General features: G+C 71.6%; 15 protein-coding genes. 8 read left to right on the top strand and 7 right to left on the bottom strand.

What is annotated here, in order from left to right:
- Positions 1–34 precede the first annotated feature (34 nt).
- From AC3B5L_RS05320 to AC3B5L_RS05295, 6 genes are all read right to left on the bottom strand, one after another.
- The gene (locus tag AC3B5L_RS05320) at positions 35–622 is read right to left on the bottom strand and encodes a TetR/AcrR family transcriptional regulator (RefSeq protein ID WP_101846902.1); all 588 of its coding nucleotides are present in this window, start codon (positions 620–622) and stop codon (positions 35–37) included.
- Positions 623–669: 47 nt separating this feature from the next.
- Positions 670–1518 (bottom strand): ATP-binding cassette domain-containing protein, encoded by an 849-nt coding sequence (locus AC3B5L_RS05315; protein WP_187663547.1) that lies wholly within the window; start codon positions 1516–1518, stop codon positions 670–672.
- Positions 1515–3311, bottom strand: coding sequence for a dipeptide/oligopeptide/nickel ABC transporter permease/ATP-binding protein (locus AC3B5L_RS05310; protein ID WP_268777815.1), 1797 nt, complete (start codon positions 3309–3311; stop codon positions 1515–1517). The genes AC3B5L_RS05315 and AC3B5L_RS05310 overlap by 4 nt, the downstream gene beginning before the upstream one ends.
- Positions 3308–4249, bottom strand: a complete 942-nt coding sequence (locus tag AC3B5L_RS05305) for an ABC transporter permease (protein ID WP_268777816.1) — start codon at positions 4247–4249, stop codon at positions 3308–3310. The genes AC3B5L_RS05310 and AC3B5L_RS05305 overlap by 4 nt, the downstream gene beginning before the upstream one ends.
- Before the next feature lie 73 nt (positions 4250–4322).
- Positions 4323–5852: an ABC transporter substrate-binding protein gene (locus AC3B5L_RS05300; protein WP_232089196.1), complete on the bottom strand. Its 1530-nt coding sequence runs from the start codon at positions 5850–5852 to the stop codon at positions 4323–4325.
- Between the two features lie 1210 nt (positions 5853–7062).
- Positions 7063–8025, bottom strand: a complete 963-nt coding sequence (locus AC3B5L_RS05295) for an aldo/keto reductase (RefSeq protein WP_490096266.1) — start codon at positions 8023–8025, stop codon at positions 7063–7065.
- Positions 8026–8124: 99 nt separating this feature from the next.
- Between AC3B5L_RS05295 and AC3B5L_RS05290 the strand changes: the two genes are divergently transcribed.
- The 6 genes from AC3B5L_RS05290 (at position 8125) to AC3B5L_RS05265 (ending at position 14205) form a co-directional block, all read left to right on the top strand.
- The gene (locus AC3B5L_RS05290; protein ID WP_259952082.1) at positions 8125–8859 is read left to right on the top strand and encodes an SDR family NAD(P)-dependent oxidoreductase; all 735 of its coding nucleotides are present in this window, start codon (positions 8125–8127) and stop codon (positions 8857–8859) included.
- Between the two features lie 94 nt (positions 8860–8953).
- Positions 8954–10054 (top strand): zinc-binding dehydrogenase, encoded by a 1101-nt coding sequence (locus AC3B5L_RS05285; protein WP_259952081.1) that lies wholly within the window; start codon positions 8954–8956, stop codon positions 10052–10054.
- An 8-nt stretch (positions 10055–10062) separates the two neighbouring features.
- The gene (locus AC3B5L_RS05280; protein WP_259952080.1) at positions 10063–11022 is read left to right on the top strand and encodes an aldo/keto reductase; all 960 of its coding nucleotides are present in this window, start codon (positions 10063–10065) and stop codon (positions 11020–11022) included.
- A gap of 23 nt (positions 11023–11045) precedes the next feature.
- Entirely contained in the window at positions 11046–12017 is a 972-nt protein-coding gene (locus tag AC3B5L_RS05275; RefSeq protein ID WP_187663540.1) for an alpha/beta hydrolase, read from the top strand.
- Positions 12014–12997, top strand: coding sequence for an alpha/beta hydrolase (locus tag AC3B5L_RS05270; RefSeq protein WP_259952078.1), 984 nt, complete (start codon positions 12014–12016; stop codon positions 12995–12997). Before AC3B5L_RS05275 ends, AC3B5L_RS05270 begins: the two co-directional genes overlap by 4 nt.
- Positions 12994–14205, top strand: a complete 1212-nt coding sequence (locus tag AC3B5L_RS05265; RefSeq protein ID WP_232089195.1) for a multidrug effflux MFS transporter — start codon at positions 12994–12996, stop codon at positions 14203–14205. Before AC3B5L_RS05270 ends, AC3B5L_RS05265 begins: the two co-directional genes overlap by 4 nt.
- A gap of 22 nt (positions 14206–14227) precedes the next feature.
- Here AC3B5L_RS05265 and AC3B5L_RS05260 read toward each other — a convergent pair whose 3' ends face one another.
- Positions 14228–14758 carry a hypothetical protein gene (locus AC3B5L_RS05260; RefSeq protein ID WP_490096265.1) on the bottom strand — a complete coding sequence of 177 codons (531 nt, stop codon included), beginning with the start codon at positions 14756–14758 and terminating at the stop codon, positions 14228–14230.
- 65 nt (positions 14759–14823) lie between these two features.
- On the opposite strand from AC3B5L_RS05260, the gene AC3B5L_RS05255 reads away from it, so the two are divergent.
- Entirely contained in the window at positions 14824–15408 is a 585-nt protein-coding gene (locus tag AC3B5L_RS05255; RefSeq protein WP_259952075.1) for a TetR/AcrR family transcriptional regulator, read from the top strand.
- Between the two features lie 103 nt (positions 15409–15511).
- Positions 15512–17497 (top strand): primary-amine oxidase, encoded by a 1986-nt coding sequence (locus AC3B5L_RS05250; protein ID WP_490096264.1) that lies wholly within the window; start codon positions 15512–15514, stop codon positions 17495–17497.
- The last annotated feature ends 22 nt before the right edge of the window (positions 17498–17519 follow it).

The following is a 17519-nucleotide window of genomic DNA, read 5'->3' as shown; positions in this document are numbered from 1 at the left end:
GACGGGCCGTCCTCTCGGGACCGGCCCCTCGCCCTCAGCGCAGCCGCGCGAGGAACCGGTCGATGTAGTTCTCGTAGTCGGCGATGCGGTCGCCGTCCGGGTACATGAGGTTGATGACCGTCGCCCCGACCGCCGCGGAGATGTACTCGTCGGCGAGCGGGCCGTAGTCCTGATCACGGATCGATCCCTCGTCGCGGGCCGCCTCCATGCGCGCGATGAGCGAGGATCGCCACGAACCCAGGTGTCCGCGGTAGAGCTCGGCCAGCGACTCGTTCGCCATCGCGTACTCCCAGAGCGCCAGGAGCACCCGGCCCGCGGCGATCTGCTCCGGGTCGCGCGGCACGGTGGCCTGCAGGAAGCCCCGCAGCGCGTCGTCCGCCGCCACCGGTTCCTGCCCCGCGGCCTCCACGCCCTCGGACATCTGCTGCAGGATCGTCTCGAACGTCGCCGCGACGATGCTCTCCTTCCCGGGGAAGTAGTGCTTCAGCGCGCCGTTCGCGAAGCCCGCCTCCGCGGCGATGCTGCGCATGGTCGCCGCCTCGAACCCACCCTTCAGGATGATGCTCTTGGCCACCTCGACGATGTCCCGTCGCCGCTGGTCGTGGTCGATGATCTTCGGCATGGCGTCCTTCCGGCCGAGTCCGGGGTGTGGCGTGTTCCGGCCTGGAGCTACCGTACCGCCGCATCGGGCACCTCCCGCAGAGCGAGCCATTGCGCCCGGCGTTCCCGCTGCGCCACCGGGTCCGCGACGGGCGAGGCCAGCCGCAGGCGCTCGGCGTACGGGTGACGCGGCGTGCGGGTGACCTGCTCGCCGTCGCCGATCTCCACGATCTCGCCCCGGTACATCACGGCGACCCGGTGACAGACCCGCCGGACGACGCCGAGGTCGTGCGAGACGAACAGGTAGGCCACGCCGGTGTCGCGCTGCAACTCGATGAAGAGGTCGAGGATGGTCGCCTGCGTGGTGAGGTCGAGCGCGCTGACCGGCTCGTCGCACACGATCAGCCGGGGTCCGCGGACCAGGGCGCGGGCGATCGCGATGCGCTGCCGCTGCCCGCCGGAGAACTCGCTCGGATACCGGTCCATGCTTGTGGAAGGCAGGCGCACGCGGTCGAGCATGTCGCGCACGCGCGTGTCGGCCGCCTTCGCTCCGATGCCCGTCGTCAGCAGCGGCTCGGCGAGGATGTCGCCGATGGTCAGTGCCGGGTTGAGGGAGCCGTACGGGTCCTGGAACACGACCTGCACATCGTCGGCGAGTGCCCGTCGTGCCTTGCCGCCGAGGCCGCCGATGTCCCGGCCGTCGAAGCGGATGCGGCCCGCGGTCACCGGGGCGAGGCCGAGGATGGCCTTGCCGAGGGTCGACTTCCCGGATCCGGACTCCCCGACGAGGCCCAGGCATTCACCGGAGGCGATGTCGAGGGAGACGCCGTGCAGCGCGCGGAAGGCGTGTCTTCCGCGGCCGTACTCGACCACGAGGTCGTCGACCTGCAGCAGGGGGTTCACCGGAGCGGCGTTCATGCGGGGACCTCCGTCCGGCGGCTGTCGAGCGCGGCGCGCCCTTCGGCATCATCGAGCGACGCGGCGATGAGCTCGCGCGTGTACTCCTGGGTGGGCGCGGCGAAGAGGTCGTCCACGGGCCCCGACTCCACGATGTCGCCGCCGCGCATGACGATCACGCGGTCGCAGATGTCGGCGACGACGCCGAAATTGTGTGTCACGATGAGCAGCGCCATCCCGTACTCGGCCTGCAGCTCCCGCAGCAGCTCGAGCACCTCGGCCTGCACGGTGACGTCGAGGGCGGTGGTGGGCTCGTCCGCGACGAGGAGCGAGGGGCGCCCGGCGATCGCGCCGGCGATGAGCACCCGCTGCGCCATGCCGCCGGACACCTGATGCGGATAGCTGCGCATCACCCGATCAGGATCGGTCAGCCCGACCCGCAGGAGCACCTCCCGCGCGCGCTGCCGGGCGGCGGTCTTGCCGAGCCCGTGCGTGCGACGCAGTGGCTCGATGAGCTGATGCCCGATCGTGTACGAGGGGTCGAGGTTGCTCATCGGCTCCTGCGGCACGTATCCGATCGTGCGTCCGAGCAGGGCCTGGCGCTCCTTCAGCGTCGCGTGGGTGACCTCCGCGCCGCCGACCCAGATCGCGTCGGCGGTCGCCCGGCCGGTCGCGGGCAGCAGGTCGAGCACCGAGAACACTGTCTGCGACTTGCCCGACCCGGACTCGCCGACGATCCCGACGACCTCGCCTGGCGCGACGTCGAGGGTCACGCCATGCACGACCTCGGTCTCCCCCGTCGGCGTCGCGTGGACGACGTGCAGGTTCTCGACGCGGAGGGCCGACGCCGGGGCCTCGTGGCGGACGCTGCCCGTGGCGGGAGCCGCGGCGACCTCGTCGCCGGTCTCGAGCACACCGCGCCGCCGCCGTCGGGCCGCCCGCGGCGTGCGCACCTGCACGAGCTCGGCGAGCGTGGAGCCCATGATCGCGAGGACGGCGATCGTGAGACCGAGCGCGGCGGAGGGCCACAGGAGCATGAGGGGGTAGGTGAGCATGAGCCGGAAGCCCTCGAGCATCATCGCGCCCCAGCTCGGCACGTTCGAGTCGCCGATGCCGAGGAACTGAAGGCCGGCCTGCATGCCCATCGCGACGCCGGCGGTGAGCGCGGTCTGGATGATGACCGGCGGGTAGACGGCGGTGATGACGTGCCGGAAGATGATGCGCGCGTCCGACAGGCCCGACACGCGGGCGGCGTCGATGTACGCCTCCCCGCGGACGGCGAGCGTCTGCGACCGCGCGATCCGGAAGTAGCCCGGCACCATGAAGACACCGACGGTGACCATCAGCAGCTCGAAGTTGTTGCGGCTGCCGGCGGCGACCACGAGGAGGATGATCATCCCGGGGATCGACTGGAGGGCGTCGCTGATCCAGGTCGCGACCCGGTCGAAGACGCCGCCGAAGTACCCGGCTGCGACACCCGACGGGACCCCGACGACGAGCGCCGTGACGATCGTGATGAGCGTACCCCACAGTGTCGTCCTCGTCCCGTAGATGAGGCGGCTGAGGATATCGCGGCCGGTGGAGTCGCCGCCGAGCAGGTGCTCCGGCGAGGGCGGGGCCTTGGCTGCCGCGAGGTCGACGAGGTTCGGGTCCATCGGCGCCAGCAACGGCGCGAACACCCCGACGAGCACGATGAGTACGAAGATCGCGAGCGGGATGTAGCCGCCGGGGTGACGGAGGAAGCGTCGGAACAGGCTCGACCGGCGCTTCTGGGCGGCCCGGTCGAAGGCGACGCGGATGTCTGTCGTGGTCATGCGACGCGCACCTTCGGGTTGATCCAGCCGAGCACGAGGTCGAGCAGGAGGTTGATGAGGACGACGAAGACGATGGAGACCACCGTGATCCCGAGCAGCATTGGGATGTCGCCATTCTGCGACGACTGGTTCGTGAGCTGCCCCAGACCGGGGAGGCTGAAGATCTGCTCCACCACGATCGCCCCGGAGAGCAGGCCCACGAACATCAGGGCGATCACCGTGAGCGCGGCGGGCGAGGCGTTGCGGAGGATGTGCAGGTTCACCCGGGCGGCGGACAGGCCGCGGCTGCGGAGGGTGCGCACCCAGTCCTGGCGGCTCTGGGCGATCACGGCATTGCGCAGCTGCTCCGACACGGCGACGATGCCGCCCAGGGCGAGGGAGATCGCCGGCAGCGTGATCGAGCGCAGCCACCCTTCGACGGACTGTGTCGGCGGGACGTACCCCACGGCCGGGAACCACTTGAGCTGCACGGCCAGCCACATGACGAGGACCAGGCTCACCCAAAACCCGGGGAGCGCGAAGAGGACGACGGAGATCCCCTTGATGATCCGGTCGAACCAGGTGCCGGGGCGGAGTCCGGTGATCATGCCGAACGCGACGCCGATGACCGCGGTGATGAGGGTCGCCAGGGTCACGACGGAGAGCGTGACGGGGACCTTGACCGCGAGCTGCGCGCCGACCGGCTGGAAGTTGCGCCACGAGAGGCCGAAGTCGAGCAGCGCGGCGTGGGAGAACCAGTCCCAGAACTGCACGATCAGGGGGCGGTCGAGACCGATCTTCGCCGCCAGCGCCTCCTGCTGCGCAGGACTCGCCGTGGTCCCGAGGAGCGAGGCGGTCGGGTCGCTGATCGCGAGGTGGGCGAGGAAGAACGTGCCGATCGAGACCGCGACGAGCAGGAGGATGCCGGACAGCACCCGCTTCGCCGTGAAGAGGAGCATGGGGGCCTCTCGATGGTGAGGAGGAGGGGAAGGGGTGCCGGGGCGGCCGCGTGGCGACCGCCCCGGCGGGCGTTCAGCCCTGCGTGATGTACCGCAGCGTCGGGAACATCATCCCCACGACGGGCTGCAGCTGGATGCCGGGCGCCGTGTAGTAGATGTTGTTCGCCTGGTACCAGACCGACCACCAGGCCTGGTCGACGAGGGCCTCGTTGAGCTCCTTGATGGCGGCGGTCTGCGCGTCGCCGCGCTCCGTCTGCACCTTCTCGACGAGCGGGGCGATGACCTCGTTCTTCGCGTAGTCGGGCTCCGGGTTGAACCACTGCACGCTCGTCAGCTGGCGAGAGACGGTGGCCACGTCGTTGCCGTCCATCGCGAGGAAGGAGATGAACATCGGGTAGTTCGGGGCGTTGAGCTGGTAGTCCGGCATCTGCATGTTGTCCCAGGTGACGGTGATGCCGAGCTCGTTGAGGGCCTGCTCGGCCGACGGCTTCCACATCTCGAAGATCGGGGACATCGGCATCGAGATGTCGAAGCCGTCCGGGTAGCCGGCGTCGGCCAGGAGCTCCTTCGCCTTGTCCATGTTGAACGCGTAGGCATCGTTGAGCTCGGGGTCGTTGATGTCGCCGCCGTCCGGGAAGACCTGGTTGGTGGCCACACCCGCACCGCTGCCGACCGCCGCGAGGACGGCCGCACCGTCGAACGCGTAGTTCAGCGCCTGGCGGACCTCGAGCGTGCCGAGGGGCTCGCTCTTCGCGCCGGTGTGGTCGGTGATGACGAGGCCCGCCCACCCGGAGACGCGCTGGGCGGTGTTCCAGCCTTGCTGCTCGGCCTGGTCGAGGTTGGCCACGTCGCCGTACTGCACGTTGATCTGTCCGCTGAGCATCGCGTTGTGCCGGGCGGTCGCGTCGGTGATCGGGTAGATCGCGAGCTCGGAGAACGGGTACGTCTTCGCGTCCCAGTGGTCCTCGGTCTTGGTGAAGTGGTACTCGGCGCCCGCGACGCTGGTGTCGCTGTCGAGCACATAGGGGCCGGAGCCGACCGGGTCGCTGCCCAGCGTGCCCGCCTCGATGGAGGCCGGGGGCATGACGTAGCTGCGGCCGAGGCCCATCAGGTAGAGGATCGTGTCGTCGCGCTGCGTAAGGGCGATGCGGACGGTGTCGTCATCGACCTTCTCGAAGCCCTTCGCGTTGACGTAGGCCTCACCGGACCGGGCGCCGGCCTTGAGGTACTCGAGGCTCGCGACGACGGCGTCGGCGTCGACCGGGGTGCCGTCGCTGAACACGGCGTCGGTGCGGATGTCGAGGTCGATGCTGAGGTCGTCGTCGGCCACGGTCCACTTCGTCGCGAGCGACGGGATCGGGGTGCCGTCGGCGTCGAGGGCGATCAGGGCGTCGTACACCGCGGACAGGTAGGGGCCGTCAAAGCCGATGTCGGCGAGGGACGGGTCCCACGAGGTGACGTCCAGGAAGTTGCCGATGTTGAGGGCGTCGGGGCCTTCGGCGCCGCCGCCCTCGGACGGCGAGGGCGTTCCGCCGCCGCTGCAGCCGGCGAGTGCGAGGGTCGCGGCGACGGCGGCGGCGACCGCGAGGGGCATTCGTTTCATGGTTCCTTCTCTCGGGTGCAGGGGGTGGTGAAGAAGGTTCGAAGAGCCGCTGACCGGAGACCGGGACCGACGCCACTTCGATGTGTCGTGCTGGTTAGTCTACATGCGTGGAAAAAGAGCGCAAGCGGGTTTCTTCCTCTGGCCGCGCGGACCGATGCCTCAGCGCGCACCCGCCTTGCTCCCCCGCGCACACCCCGCCCCGTCCCGTACCCCGCCCGCCCGCACCCCGCGGGTGCAGGTGCGGGTACCGGGATCAATAACGCACCCCTGTCCTCCCCGCGCGGCCCACTTCTGACCCCGCCACCGCGCCCACCCCTCCAGCCGGATCAGAAACACCCCTCGGCGACGCCTTTTCGGCACCCTTCTCATCCCGCACCGGGGTGAACGACGGCGCGAACGGGCCACACTGCCGCTCCCGAGGGCCCCGCACCCCTTCCCGGGATCAAGAACGCACCTCCCACCCGGGCCCCAGGAGCACTTCTGATCCGGAGCGTGCGCGGGGCACTTCCGATCCAGCACGGAGGCGAGGAGCGCTTACGATCTGCTGCGAACTCGAGGAGCACTTCTGATCCGGGGCTCCGGAGAGCGGTCCGGTCGCGCACGAGCGGCGCGCCCGACGACCGACACACAGCCGCCACCAGAAGCGGGATCAGAATCGGCCGCACGCCCTCCCTACTCGGCGCGTTCTCGAATCGGCACGCAGAACGTCACGTCCTGCGGGATCAGAAACGTGCCCGTGGGGCGCGCGCGAGGTGCGGAACTGATCCCGCGCCCGGACTGGGACGCGGGGGCGGAATGAGACGGGGCCGAGCGAAGCGGGATCAGGAACGTGCTTGCGGGGTGCGCGCGAGGTGCGGAACTGATCCCGCACCCGGAGTGGGACGCGGGGCGGAGTGGGACGGGGCCGAGCGAAGCGGGATCAGGAACGTGCTTGCGGGGTGCGCGCGAGGTGCGAAATTGATCCCGCACGCGGAGTGGGACGCGCGGGCCGAGTGGGACGCGGGGGCGAGCGAGTGCGGGATCAGAAACGGGCCTGCGGGGTGCGCGCGAGGTGCGGAACTGATCCCGCACCCGGAGTGGGAGGCGGGGGCCGAGCGAGGCGGGATCAGAAACGGGCCTGCGGGACGCGCGGGAGGTGCGGAAGTGATCCTGGACGCCGGGGAAGCGGGCGGGGGAAGCGGGGGGAGGTGCGGGTGCGAGATACGAAAGGTCACCAGGTGCCGTCGGGGCGGACGGCGTGGTCGACGCGGCAGTCGGCGAGGGCGGCGCGGACCTCGGCGCCATGGTCTCGGGCGAGGGCGAGGGCGGCGTGGTTGTCCTCGAGCTGCGCGACGCGAGAGGCACCGAAGAGTACGTTGGCCGTCGCGGGGTTCGCCAGACAGAAGGCGATGCCGAGGGCAGCCGGCGTCACCCCGAACTCCCCCGCGACCCGCGCGACCTCGGGGTACACGGCGAGGATCCGCTCGCGGATACCCCCGACATCGGCACCGATCTTGCGCTGGGGCATCCGTCCCGTGGCGAGGATTCCGCCCTCGAACACGTCGGAGGCCTGCAGCGTGAGGGTTCCGTCGGCGAACAGGGGCCCGTAGGCGTCGCCCTCCGCCATGGCCCGGCGCGCGATGCCGTACTTGAGCTGCGCGAACGCGGGGCCGACCACCCCCTGAGCGGTTGCCTCGGCGAGCGCCGCCCTGGTGTCCGCGATCCGCCAGTTGTTGATCCCCCACGAGTCGACCAGGTCGTCGGCGATGAGGGCGTTCACGTCGGCGACGAGTCGCGGCATGTCCGGGGCGTCGAGGTAGTCCCCCACCACGAGGGTGTCGAAGCGGTCGAGGCCGGCCCGCTCGAGCGACTCCTCGATCTGCCCGCGGAAGCCCTGGTGCGGCCAGTCCCACAGCCAGAGCTTGCCGCAGAGCACGACGTCGACACGGTCCACCCCGCTCGCCCGGAACGCCTCTCCGAAGAGGATGTCGGTCCGGGAGTTCTCGGCATGCGGCCCCATGTTGTAGTACGCGATGTCGAAGAATCCGGCATCGAGGTCGACCGCCCGCTGGATGAGCTGCACGGCATCGTCGAAGCCCATGCGGTCCCAGGTGTTCCACGATCCGAGGGCGAGCGGCGGCACCGTCGCACCCCGAGAAGACAGCGGCTTGCGGGGGTATGTCACATCGGGCATGAGGGCTCCTTCGCCGTCTCGGGGCACGGGGTTGTGTTTTTCTATGTTTGTAGAATATAACGGAGTAGTCCCATCGGAACACCGTCAGTGAGGACGACCATGACCGCTTCCCCGCGCCGCATCCTCGTCACCGGAGGAGCCTCCGGGCTCGGCCGCGGCATCGCCAGCGCCTTCCGCGCCGCCGGGGACGAGGTGTTCCTCGGCGATGTGAACCTCGAGGCCGCCCGGGCCGTCGCCGCCGAGATCGGCGCCACCGCCCTCCCCCTCGACATCGCCGACGAGGGCGCGGTCACCACCGCCGCCGCGCAGCTCGCGGAGGCCGGCGGGCTCGACGTCCTCGTCAACAACGCCGGCGTCGTCGCCGGTGGGGGCACACTCCAGGAGGTCGCGGTCGACGCGGTCGACGCGGCCCTGCGCGTCAACGTCCGCGGCACGTTCCTCATGCTGCGGGTCTTCGGCGGGCTGCTCGCGGCCGCCGGCCACGGGGCCATCGTCAACATCTCCTCGATCGGCGCCCGGCAGCCCACACCGGGCCTCGGACACTACGAGGCCACGAAGGCCGCGGTCGACGCGCTCACCCGGACGGCCGCCATCGAGCTCGCCGGCTCCGGGGTGCGCGTCAACGCCGTCGCCCCCGGTCCCGTGCTCACGCCCCTGACCGCCGACTTCGCCTCGAACCCCGATGCCCGCGCCGCCTGGGAATCGCGCATCCCGCTCGGCACCATCGCCGAGGTCGACCAGGTCACCCCGCTCGTGCTCTTCCTCGCGAGCGAGGCCGCCAGCCACATCACCGGGGTCTCGGTCCCCGTCGACGGCGGCCAGCTCCTGGTCTGACCCCCGTCCCCCTCCGTGCGGGATCGATCCCGCCCCTCCTGGCACCGCGGAGGACCGTCTTCGATCCCGCCACCCGCCCCGCGACTGGAGAACCATGACCCTCCCCACCACCACCCGCGCCGCGGTGCTCACCGCGCACGGCGAGCCGCTCACGCTGCAGGACCTCCCGCTGCCCGCCGAGATCGAACCCGGCGCCGCCCTCGTCCGCATCGCCTGCACGACGCTGTGCGGCACGGACATCGAGATCTGGGAGGGGAAGATGTCGTTCCCCGGCATGCTGCCCATGGTCCTCGGTCACGAGATGGTCGGCGAGATCGTGGCCACCGGGCCCGACACCCGCGACGCGCTCGGCCGCGCACTCTCCCCCGGCGACCGGATCGGCTGGTCGGAGTCCACCTGCGGCGAGTGCCACGGCTGCGTCGTGCTGCGCGAGCCGGTCGCGTGCTCCCGCCGCGGCTACGGCTTCCTCCAGCGCGCCGACGTTCCGCCGTTCGCGACGGCCGGGCTCTCCGAGTACGCGTACGTGACCCCGGATGCCGCCACGCTCCTGCTCCCGGCGGCCGTCAAGGACACCTGGGCCTCCATGGCGGGCTGCGCCGCGAAGACCGTCCTCCGCGCGTTCGAGCGGGCCGGCCGGATCCGTCCCGGCTCCCGCGTGGTGGTGCAGGGCTCCGGCGCCCTCGGCATCTTCGCCACCGCAGTCGCGAGGATCGCGGGTGCCGGGCAGGTCATCACCGTCGGCGCACCCGCGGCTCGTCTGGAGCTCGCCGCCCGCTTCGGCGCCGACGCCGTCGTGGACTTCCGCGACGGGCCCGTCGTCGACCAGGTCCTGGCGCTCACCGGAGGCGAGGGGGCGGACCACGTGTTCGACTTCGCTGGAGCCCCGAGCGTCGGCCCGGACGCCGTCGGCATGGCCGCCCAACGCGGCACCGTGGCGATCGTGGGCTCGACCGGTCCGGCCGGAGACGGCTTCGCCCTCAGCACGATCATGGGCAAGGAGCTCACGGTCGTCGGCTCGCTCAACGGCGACATCTCCGACTACGCCCGTGCGATCGACTTCTTCATGGCGTTCGCCGACCGCTTCCCCTGGGACGACCTGTTCAGCGCCCCGGTCGGCCTCGCCGACGCCTCCGCGAAGATCGCCCACATGCACCACCTCGATGAGGTCAAGGCCGTCATCGACCCGAGCCTCTGAGGAGCACCATGACCACTCCCCTCCCCCTCCGCGAGATCGGCCGCAGCGGCCTGCACGCCTCCCTGTTCTCCCTCGGCTCCTGGCACACCTACGACCGCATGGACTTCGCCGACGCGGTGGCGCTCCTCCGCGAGGCCACCGACCGCGGCGTGAACCTCTTCGACGTGGGCGTGTACTCCGCGCCCGGCGCCCCGCCCGTCTTCACCGACGTGATCTTCTCGGCGATGGTGCGCGCGGCCGGGCTGCGCCGAGAGGAGTGGCTGCTGTCGTCGAAGCTCTGGCTCGAGGCCTTCGGCGCCGACGGCTTCCGTCCACAGCTCGAGAACGCGCTGATGCGGGTGGGAGTCGAGCACGCCGACCTCGTGATCCTCGGCGACCTCCGCCGCGACGACCTCGAGCTGCGCGATCTCGTGCTCGACCTCGCCGCGCTCGCCGACGCCGGCCTCATCCGCGCGTGGGGCGTGAACAACTGGTCGGCGGCGAGCATCCAGGCCCTGATCGACCTCGCCGCCGCGGAAGGCGTGCCCGGTCCGCAGATCGCGCAGCTCAAGTACAGCGTCTCGCGGCGGTCGATCCCGGACGGCGAGCCCTTCGCGCGCCTCTGGGAGCAGGGCCTCACGCTGCAGGCCTCGGACTGCCTGGAGGGCGGGATCCTCGCCGGGAAGGTGATCGGCGACCGGCAGATCGGGCGCGACCCTGGCGGCATCCGCGAACGGATCATCGCCGACGTCCCCGCGTTCACGGCGGTCGCCGACGACCTCGACGTGACCCCCGCCCAGCTCGGCATCGCGTTCACCCTCACCCACCCCGCCCTGACGACGACGCTGTTCGGCGCCTCCCGCGTCGCGCAGCTGCGGGCGAACCTCGACGCGGCCGCCCTCGTCGACCGCGTCGGCGCCGCCGAGCTGCGCCGTCTCGTCGAGCCCTTCTGGGCCGACCGCGGGGTCGTCGACCCCGAAGGCCCCTGACGCCGTCCCACCCGAGGAGAACCATGACCATCCCCGTCCCCTTCGATCCCGACGTGCAGGCCGTGCTCGACGAGATCGCGAAGAACCCGCAGCCCGCCCTCACCCGCGAGACCCTGCCGCGCGACGGCGTCGACCGGATGTTCCCGGACAACGACGCCGTGATCGCCGGCCGGGACATCACCTGGGAGGACCGCGTCATCCCCGGCCCGCCCGGAGCACCGGACATCGAGGTCACGATCTTCCGCCCCGCCGGCTCGGAGACCTCGACGCTCCCCGGCTTCGTGAACATCCACGGCGGCGGCATGATCGTCGGCCACCGCTCCTGGGAGACGGCTCGAGTCGTCGACATCGTCGCGGAGCACGGCGTCGTGGCCGTGAACGTCGAGTACCGCCTCGCTCCGGAGGACCCGTACCCCGCGGGCGTGGAGGACTGCTACGCGGCCTTCGTGTGGACGCACACCCACGCCACGGAGCTCGGCATCGACCCCGCGCGCATCGTCGTGGGCGGCGGCAGCGCGGGCGGGGGCCTCACCGCGGCCGTCGCCTTGCTGGCGCGTGATCGGCGGGGCCCCGTCATGGCCGGGCAGCTGCTGCTGTGTCCCATGATCGACAACACCAACACCACGGTGGCCAGTCGGCAGTACGACGGCATCGGCACCTGGCAGCGCGACATGAACCTCCTCGCCTGGTCGTGCGTCCTCGGCGAGGAGCTCGCCTTCAGCGTCGAGGCTCCCGCCTACGCCGCGCCGAGCCGGGCGACAGACGTCTCCGGCCTTCCGCCCGCCTACATCGAGGTCGGCGAGGCGGAGATGTTCCGCGACGAGGACACCGTGTACGCCCTCCGGATCTGGGAGACCGGCGGTCAGGCCGAGCTGCACGTGTGGGGCGGCGGCGCCCACGGCTTCGACATGTACATGCCGGACGCCGAGATCACCCGCGCTGCCCTCGCCGCACGTGCCTCCTGGCTGCGACGGATCTGGCGGACCGCCGCATGAGCACGCCCGAACCGGTGCCCTACGACCCGGAGCTCGTCGCCGGACTCGACGCCTTCGTCGACCTCGTCGAGGTCATCCCGCTGCGCGCGGACACCATCCACGCCAACCGCGATCACTTCGCCACGATCATCCCGCCGATGGCCGTGCAGGCGGAGGGTCGCGCCGTGACCTGGGAGGACCGGGTCATCCCCGGCCCCGTCGGGGCTCCGGACCTCGAGGTCACCATCGTGCGCCCGGCGCAGGCGCCCGCAGACCCGGCACCGGCGGTGCTGTCGATCCACGGCGGCGGCATGGTGCTCGGCACGCGCTTCTTCGGCACCGCCGAGCTCATCGACCTCGCCGAGCGGCACGGTGTCGTCGGCGTCGCGGTCGAGTACCGTCTCGCCCCGGAGCACCCCGGACCGGCGCAGGCGGAGGACTGCTACGCGGCACTGGAGTGGATGGTCGCCCACGCCGACGAGCTCGGCATCGACACCTCCCGCATCGTCGCGTCCGGGCAGAGCGCCGGCGGCGGACTCTCGGCGGCGGTCGCGCTACTCTCCCGCGACCGCGGCGGACCACGGCTGGCCGGGCAGCTCCTCGGCTGCCCGATGCTCGACGACCGCAACGAGACCCCGTCGAGCCGGCAGTACGACGGCTTCGGCGCCTGGGACCGGAACAACAACGACACCGCGTGGGACGCGATCGCCGGAGCCGACCGGTTCACCGACCGCGTGTCGCCGTACACGGCGCCGACCCGGGCCACGGATCTGTGGGGACTCGCTCCGGCGTTCATCGAGGTGGGTGCCGCGGAGACCTTCCGCGATGAGGCCGTCGACTACGCGTCGCGGATCTGGGCCACGGGCGGGCAGGCGGAACTGCACGTCTGGGCGGGCGGCTACCACGGCTTCTCCGGGTTCTCCCCCGAGGCCGAGGTGTCGCAGGCCGCGGTGGCCGCACGGGAGAGCTGGCTGCGCCGCGTGCTGCGCCTGGGCGGATGAGTCTCCCGGCGCGCGGTGAGCCCGCGCGGATGGGCACGCTGCGGGCGATGCTGGTGCTCGGCATGCTGGAAGCCTTCGGTCCGCTGTCGATGGACCTCTACCTCCCCCAGCTCCCCCAGCTCGCGGCGTCGCTCGGCACGACCGAGGCCCTGGCGCAGGTGACCATGTCGGCGTGCATGATCGGCCTCGGCCTGGGGCAGCTCGTGGCCGGTCCCCTCAGCGACCGGCTGGGTAGACGTCTGCCGCTGCTGGTCGGCGTCGCGGCGTTCGCGGTGCTCTCCGCGGTGTGCGCGGTCGCCCCGACCATCGAGCTGCTGCTCGTCGCCCGCTTCCTTCAGGGGCTGGCGGGATCGGCAGGCATCGTGATCTGCTTGGCGATCGCCCGCGACCAGTTCGAGGGCATCGAGCTCTCCCGCATGCTCTCGCTGCTGTTCCTCGTCTCGGGCACCGCGCCGATCATCGCGCCGGTGGTGGGCGGCCAGCTCGCCCGCATCATGGACTGGCGCGGGATCTTCGGGGTGCTCAGCGGGATCGGCGTCATCCTGCTGCTCGTGGTCGTCTTCCTCCTGCCGGAGACGCTGCGACCGGAGGCGCGCCACGGCGGAGGCCTCCGCGTGCTGCGGGCGCATGCCGGCGCCGTGCTGGGCGACCGGCTCTTCGCCGCGGTCCTGTGCGCCTCCGCCGGTGCGGGCGTGGCGTTCTTCACCTATCTCTCGATGTCGTCGTTCGTGCTGCAGGACGAGTTCGGCCTCAGCCCGCAGAGCTTCAGTCTCGCCTTCGCCGCCGGCGCCCTCGCGAGCATCGTCGGCAGCCAGTCGAGCCGCCTGGTCGTGCGCCGCTTCGGCCCCCTCCGCGTCTACCTCGGCGGGGTCACGGCGACGCTCGTCGCGACCACGACCTTCCTCGTCCTGGCACTGAGCGGGACGGGGGTGGCGGGCGTGGTGGCAGCACTCGTCGGGTTCATGCTGTGCGCGGGCCTCGGCGGCCCGAACGGCCAGACACTCGCCCTCGCGCATCACGGCGCCAGGGCGGGGACGGCGTCCGCCCTGCTCGGCATGTCGTCGTTCCTGTTCGGCCCGGTGCTCGCCCCGGTCGCCGCCGGGATCGGGGGCACGAACGCCGTCACGATGGCGGTCACCATGACCCTGGCCGCCGCCGTCGCGGCGATCGCCGCCTGGGCCTTCGTCCGCCCCGCCGCGCGGGAGTGAGGTCGGCCGTCGCACCGCACGGTCAGCCCACGATGCTCATCGCGACGACCCCTATCGCCATCGCCCAGGACTCCACCGCGAGCAGCCGGGCGGTGCGCCCCCGATACCCCGTCGGACGCAAGGCCGCGGCGAGCGTCCACCCGACGACGGCGACGGTGCCGAGCACGATGAGCGCACCGAGCGCACCGCCGAGGCTGTGTCCCGCGTGTCCCGCCGACGCCACGCCCTGACCGCCCGATCCGGCGGCACCGTGGAAGGCGCAGATCGCCATCACGAGCGCCCCGAGAGCGCGGTGACAGCAGGGGGCCGCGGACGCCGCCCCGCGGACGCCCATCGTGCCGATCATGCCGGACACGAGCAGCAGGGCACCGATCAGCAGGGCACCCAGCGGCCCGGTCCCGCCCGTCGCCATCAGCAGCATCCCCGCCGCCATCACCACCGCGGCCTGGCGTCCCTGCCACGGCACGGCGCGCCGCGCAGCGAGGCAGGCGCCGGCCGACACGAGCGCCGCCGCCGCCATCAGCAACGATGCTGCCGGGAGCAGGAGGTCCACAGCCGAAGTATATTGATCGTTCGCTCAAAAAAGCGAGGCCGCACTTCATGCGGCACAATGAGCACGTGCCCCGCATCGTCGACCATGATGAGCGTCGCCGTCAGATCGCCGACGCGCTGCTCGTCGTCGCCGCCAGAGACGGTCATGAGAGCGTGTCCTCACGGGCGGTCGCCAAGGAGCTCGGCGTCGCGACCGGTTCGCTCTGGCACTACTTCGACGGCTTCGACGACGTCGTCCGGGCCGCCGCGGCCGAGGTCACCCGTCGCACCGACGAGCGCATCGCCGCGGCGACGGACGGACTCCGCGGCCTGGCGCGCCTGCGGGCCCTGATGGGCGAGGTGCTCCCCGTCGACGAGCGCACTCGCACCGAGGCGCACGTCGTCGTCGGCTTCTGGGGGCGCCTGGCCACCCTCGCCCCGACTCCTGACGCCGGAGCGCCGACCCTCGCGACGTGGCAGGGCAGCATCCGCGAGGCACTGGAGGAGGCGGTGAGCGACCGAGAGCTGCGCCCGGACACCCCCACCGGCGACCTCCTCGCCCTCCTGCGCTCGATCACGTACGGCCAGCAGGTCGTCGAGGTCACCGAACCGCAGACGGCGGCGGCGCACTTCGCGGTCCTCGACAGCATCCTCGCCCCCTGGCGTCGCTGACCTCGACATCGCCCACACGCCACGGTTGTGCGCCCGTGCACGCCGTCGTATCATCGTGCCAACCCGTTTCTTGAGCACTTGCTCGAAAATAGTGAGGTCAACGATGTCCCCGCACTCCCAGCCCGTCTCCCTCGAGCCGATCGCCGTCCCGCACCCGCTCGACCCGCTCACCGGTGCCGAGATCGCCGCCGCCCGCGCCGTGCTCGACGCAGCCGGCCTGCTGACGGCGACCACCCGCGTGCCGATGCTGCTCCCCGACGAAGCCACGAAGGAGGAGCTCGCGGCCTGGCGTCCCGGCTCTCCCATCGACCGCCGTGTCGACGTGACGCTGCTCGACACCGCCACCGGCGTCGCGACCGAGCTGATCGTCTCGATCACCCGTGGCGAGGTCGTGCGGCAGGAGCGAGTGCCGAACGACGCCCCGCCGTACGGCCAGCCGCAGTACCTGTTCGAGGAGTACGAGCGGGCAGAGGCCATCGCCAAGGCGTCCCCGGACTGGCAGGCGGCCATGCGGCGGCGGGGCCTGGCGGACCACATGGCCCTCGCCTTCTGCTCCCCCCTGGCCCCGGGCTACACCGGCCGGGCCGACGAGGTGGGCCGCCGCGTGATCCGGTCCCTCACCTTCCTCCGATACGACGAGCAGGATTCCCCGTGGGCCCACCCCGTCGAGGGGCTGATCGTGCACATCGACCTCACCACGGACAGCGTGATCCGCGTCGAGGACGAGGGCGACGTGCCGGTGCCCGCCGGGCACGGCAACTACTACCCGGAGGTGCAGGGCGCGGCACGGACGACGCTGCGGCCCATCGAGATCACCCAGCCGGACGGGCCGAGCTTCGCCGTGTCCGGATCGCTCGTCGAGTGGGAGGGCTGGTCCATGCGCGTGGGCTTCAACGCCCGCGAAGGCCTCGTCCTGCACGACGTGTCGTTCCAGGGGCGCTCCGTGCTGCACCGGGCGAGCGTGCCGGAGATGGTCGTGCCGTACGGTGACACCGCCCCCGGGCGCTTCTGGATCAGCTACTTCGACGCGGGCGAATACCTCCTCGGCAAGAACGCCAACCACCTGGAGCTCGGCTGCGACTGCCTGGGCGTGATCCGGTATCTCGACGGCTACGTCGCCGACGACCACGGCCACCCGGTGCGCATCCCGAACGTGATCTGCATGCACGAGGAGGACTTCGGCATCCTCTGGAAGCACACCGACCTCTCGGGACGGTCCGACGTGCGGCGCTCACGGCGCTTCGTGGTCTCGTACTTCTCCACGATCGGCAACTACGACTACGGCTTCTACTGGAACTTCGGACTGGACGGCTCCATCGAGGTCGTCGCCAAGGCCACGGGCATCGTGTTCGCCGGCGCCGGGGAGCCGGGCGTCCGTCAGAAGCACGCCACCGAGCTCGCCCCCGGCGTCTTCGCCCCGGTCCACCAGCATCTGTTCTGCGCGCGGCTCGACGTGGCTATCGACGGCCAGGACAACCGCCTCGTGGAGGTCGACGCGCAGCGGGTGCCGATGGGGCCGGACAACCCGTTCGGCAACGCGTTCACCTGGTCGGAGACGGTGCTCGAGACCGAGCACGCCGCCCAGCGTGAGGCCGACTCCTCCGCCGCCCGGGTGTGGGAGGTGCAGAGCGCCTCGCGGACCAACCACGTCGGCCGCCCGACCGCCTACCACCTCGTCCCGGAGCCGACCGCCCTGCTGATGGCCGACCCCGCCTCCTCCGTCGCCGCGCGCGCGGCCTTCGCCACGAAGCACCTCTGGGCGACCCGGTACGAGCACGGGCAGATCTGGCCGGCCGGGCGCTACCCCAACGCGCACCAGGGCGGCGCCGGCCTCCCGGAGTACACGGCCGACGACCGCCGGATCGACGGCGAGGACATGGTGCTGTGGCACACCTTCGGCCTCACGCACTTCCCCCGCCCGGAGGACTGGCCGATCATGCCCGTGGACTACGCGGGATTCTGGTTCAAGCCCTACGGTTTCCTCGACCAGAACCCCGCCATGGACGTGCCGGAGTCCTCCCAGGCGCACGGCGGCGCGACGGCGACGGACTCCTGCTGCGGCGGCGACTCCTGCGCCTGCGGCCACTGAGCGCACCCGGGGCCGCTCCGCC

The sequence above is a fragment of the Microbacterium sp. C-MGS6 genome (assembly GCF_058140415.1).
Note: the sequence above shows the minus strand (reverse complement) of the source record. Positions and strands in the feature narration are given on the sequence as shown.